Source organism: Mesorhizobium sp. M7A.F.Ca.US.010.02.1.1 (assembly GCF_004023085.1).
In the GTDB taxonomy this organism is placed as follows: Bacteria; Pseudomonadota; Alphaproteobacteria; order Rhizobiales; family Rhizobiaceae; genus Mesorhizobium.
Map to the genome: position 1 here is coordinate 1 of NZ_RZRV01000092.1, position 3,425 is coordinate 3,425.

General features: G+C 62.8%; 4 protein-coding genes and 1 tRNA gene. 2 read left to right on the forward strand and 3 right to left on the reverse strand.

The genetic code is table 11. The features are described from left to right. Positions 1 to 4: 4 nt before the first annotated feature. The 3 genes from EOA19_RS34730 to EOA19_RS34740 all read right to left on the reverse strand — a co-directional run bounded on the left by EOA19_RS34730 (position 5) and on the right by EOA19_RS34740 (position 1,004). Positions 5 to 76, reverse strand: a tRNA-Glu gene (locus EOA19_RS34730). 88 nt (positions 77 to 164) lie between these two features. Next, a complete protein-coding gene (locus EOA19_RS34735; RefSeq protein WP_128306100.1) occupies positions 165 to 572 on the reverse strand; it encodes a VOC family protein in 408 nt (135 codons plus the stop codon). 48 nt (positions 573 to 620) lie between these two features. After that, positions 621 to 1,004: a fimbrial protein gene (locus EOA19_RS34740; protein ID WP_128306101.1), complete on the reverse strand. Its 384-nt coding sequence runs from the start codon at positions 1,002 to 1,004 to the stop codon at positions 621 to 623. 28 nt (positions 1,005 to 1,032) lie between these two features. On the opposite strand from EOA19_RS34740, the gene EOA19_RS34745 reads away from it, so the two are divergent. Next, complete coding sequence (locus EOA19_RS34745; RefSeq protein WP_128306102.1) at positions 1,033 to 2,082, forward strand: RluA family pseudouridine synthase; 1,050 nt, start codon at positions 1,033 to 1,035, stop codon at positions 2,080 to 2,082. A 192-nt stretch (positions 2,083 to 2,274) separates the two neighbouring features. Beyond that, positions 2,275 to 3,186, forward strand: coding sequence for an RNA polymerase sigma factor RpoH (gene rpoH, locus EOA19_RS34750; RefSeq protein WP_013529255.1), 912 nt, complete (start codon positions 2,275 to 2,277; stop codon positions 3,184 to 3,186). The last annotated feature ends 239 nt before the right edge of the window (positions 3,187 to 3,425 follow it).

Below are 3,425 nucleotides of genomic sequence, written 5' to 3' on the forward strand. Positions count from 1 at the left end.
TTTGTACGCCCAAGGGGAATCGACCCCGTTTTCCCGCCGTGAGAGGGCGGTGTCCTGACCGCTAGACGATGGGCGCGTTCAAGAACCGGCGATATAGGCTGAGCGCTGGGAAAAAGCAACTGGGGTAGGCCGCTTTCCCTTGCCGAGGAAAAGCCGGCCGTAGCCTATCGTTTCGGTTCGATCAGATCCCAGAGATTGCCGTACAGATCGGCGAAAACCGCCACCGTGCCGTAGGGCTCGAAGCGCGGTGCTTCGCGGAATTCGACGCCCTTCTCCAGCATCGCTGCGTGGTCGCGGGCAAAATCGTCGGTTTCCAGGAACAGGAAGACACGGCCACCGGTCTGGTTGCCGATGCTCTGCCTTTGCGCCTCGTCGGACGCTTCGGCCAGAAGCAGCCTGGCGCCCTGCCCGTTGGCCGGCGCCACTGTGACCCAGCGCTTGCCGCCGCCGAGATCGACATTTTCGGCGAGCAGAAAACCCAGCCTCTCGACATACCAGGCAATCGCCTCGTCATAGTTGGCGACGACCAGGGCGATCGTGGCGATGCGACGATGTTCGGCGAACCCGGTCATGTCTGAGGCTTGCTCATTGGCCTGCTGCCGTTCATCGTTGCGGCTCGCTCACTTGTTGCGGATCGCAAACCGGCCGATCAGGCGGCGCTCGGTGATATCGTACACGAAGATCGTGCGGCTGCCGTCGGCAAGCTCGGCGTCGATCGAGACACGATTGCCGGACAGCGACTGGCTGACCACCTTGGCCCCGACCGGCAGCACGATGTCGCCGTTGACCGGTTCGCCGGCGGGTGTCTGGATATCGCCGGCCAGCGGCGGGTTCGCCGGCGGTGCATTGCGCGCTTTGTAGACAAGGGCGCCGATCACCACCATAAGGGCGAGGAACAGCAGGCCGAGATTGATCCCGACGAAGCGGACGAGTTTCCTGCGCACCTTTTCGACCTCGGGGTCGAGCGGCTTATCCTGGTCTTCTTCGGCGATCGGGCTGGCCATGGCAAAACAGTTCCGGAACGGTTTTTCAATGAGCGCTCATAGCGAAGAGGCCCCTGAATTGATAGAGCACCAATTCATGCAGCCCACTGTGCTGGTGGCGGGCGCGGATGCGGCCGGCCTGCGCCTCGACCAGTGGCTGGCCGCAAGCCTTGGCCCGGACATGTCACGCAGCCGCGTGCAGATGCTGATCAGGCAGGGCGCGGTCTCGGTCGACGGCAAGCCTGTCGACGAGACCAAGCGCAAGATGGCGCCGGGCGAAAGCGTGTCGGTTACCATGCCGGAGCCGGAGCCGGCGGAGCCGCAGGGCGAGAACATCGCACTCCATGTGCTCTATGAGGACGAAGAGCTGATCGTCATCAACAAGCCGGCCGGGCTTGTCGTTCATCCCGGTGCCGGCAACTGGACCGGCACGCTGGTCAACGCGCTGATCCATCATTGCGGCGACAGTCTTTCAGGTATCGGCGGCGTGCGCCGGCCGGGCATCGTCCACCGCCTCGACAAGGAGACCAGCGGCGTCATGGTCGTCGCCAAGACCGACCGCGCCCACAAGTCGCTGTCCGAAGCCTTCGCCGATCACGGCCTGACCGGCGATCTCGAACGTGCCTATCTGGCGCTGGTCTGGGACATACCGCAGAGGCCGACCGGAAGGGTCGACGCGCCGCTCGGCCGCGCCGCCGACCGGGTGCGCCGTGCCGTGGTGCCGGAAGGACGCGACGACGCCCGCCGTGCGGTCACCCACTTCGCCGTGCAGGAGCGTTTCGGCGAGAGCCAAAAGGAGTTCGCCACGGCCAGCCTGGTCGAATGCCGGCTGGAGACCGGCCGCACCCACCAGATCCGTGTCCACATGGCGCATATCGGCCACCCGGTGATCGGCGACCCCGATTACGGCCAGGCTTTCCGCACCAAGGGCAACCGGCTGCCCGAACCGCTGAAAAGCCAGGTCAAGGCATTTCCCCGGCAAGCTTTGCATGCCTGGCTCCTTGCATTTCGCCACCCCACTACCCATCTAACGATGAGGTTCGAGGCGCCGTTACCGAGGGACATGGAGGAACTCGTCGGCGGCTTCCGCAAGCTCTAAACCCTGCCATAGAGAAACCTGAGCGGCATTGTTCACTTCAGCGTGACACACTGTTTCGTGTTGAACAAATGCCTGTCTTTTCTGGTTTTGTTCCTGTATAAGATCTGATGTCGCGGGCGAGCCTTTTTGGTGCTCGCGTCACATGCCCGCCGCGTTTCGGGGGCATCACTCCAATAGAGAGGGGGCGCTATCATGGCCCAGTCATTACCCAGTATCGTTTCCGGCGAAGGCGGCCTCAGCCGCTACCTGGAAGAAATCCGCCGCTTTCCCATGCTGCAGCCGCAGGAAGAGTACATGCTCGCCAAGCGTTACGCCGAGCATGAAGACACCTCCGCTGCGCACAAGCTCGTCACCAGCCACCTCAGGCTCGTCGCCAAGATCGCCATGGGCTATCGCGGCTATGGCCTGCCGATCGGTGAAGTGATCTCGGAAGGCAATGTCGGCCTGATGCAGGCCGTCAAGAAATTCGAACCCGAGCGTGGCTTCCGCCTCGCGACCTATGCCATGTGGTGGATCAAGGCCTCGATCCAGGAGTACATCCTGCGCTCGTGGAGCCTGGTCAAGATGGGCACGACCGCCAATCAGAAGCGCCTGTTCTTCAACCTGCGCAAGGTGAAGGGCAAGATCCAGGCGCTCGACGACGGCGACTTGAAGCCCGACCAGATCGCCGAGATCGCCACCAGGCTGAACGTTTCCGAAGCCGAAGTGGTGTCGATGAACCGCCGCCTGTCGGGCGATGCCTCGCTCAATGCCCCGATCCGGGCGAGCGAAGGTGAGTCCGGTGAATGGCAGGACTGGCTGGTCGACGACCACGAAAGCCAGGAAGAGATGCTGATTGAGCAGGACGAGCTGGAAAACCGGCGCGGCATGCTGTCGGGCGCTCTTGCCGTGCTCAACGAGCGCGAGCGTCGCATCTTCGAGGCTCGTCGCCTCGCCGAGGAGCCGCTGACGCTGGAAGAGCTGTCGTCCGAGTTCGACATCAGCCGCGAGCGCGTGCGCCAGATCGAGGTGCGCGCCTTCGAGAAGGTGCAGGATGCGGTCAAGGCCGCCGCCAAGCGCCAGACCCAGGCGCTGCGCACGATTGAGGCGCAGCCCGCGGCGTAAGGTTAGCTTCGGTTACAAAAATCAAGGCGGCGTCAGGAAACTGGCGCCGCCTTTTTTGTAGCGGACTGCAATGGTGGTTGGCGAAAGCGAAGGCGACATCCGATCTCCCCCCTGTTTGGACCGGAGACATCGCGAACAGGTGTGCGAGGACATCGCGAACAGTTTTGTCACTTATCGTCTGCAGAGGTTGAGGTCGACTGTTTCTATTTTCTGATGTCTGAAGAAGGCTTGGAAGACGC

Excerpts from the sequence above, each read along its gene's own strand:
- EOA19_RS34735 (WP_128306100.1), bottom strand. The coding sequence starts at position 572 with ATGACCGGGTTCGCCGAACATCGTCGCATCGCCACGATCGCCCTGGTC.
- EOA19_RS34740 (WP_128306101.1), bottom strand. The coding sequence starts at position 1,004 with ATGGCCAGCCCGATCGCCGAAGAAGACCAGGATAAGCCGCTCGACCCC.
- EOA19_RS34745 (WP_128306102.1), top strand. The coding sequence starts at position 1,033 with ATGAGCGCTCATAGCGAAGAGGCCCCTGAATTGATAGAGCACCAATTC.
- rpoH (WP_013529255.1), top strand. The coding sequence starts at position 2,275 with ATGGCCCAGTCATTACCCAGTATCGTTTCCGGCGAAGGCGGCCTCAGC.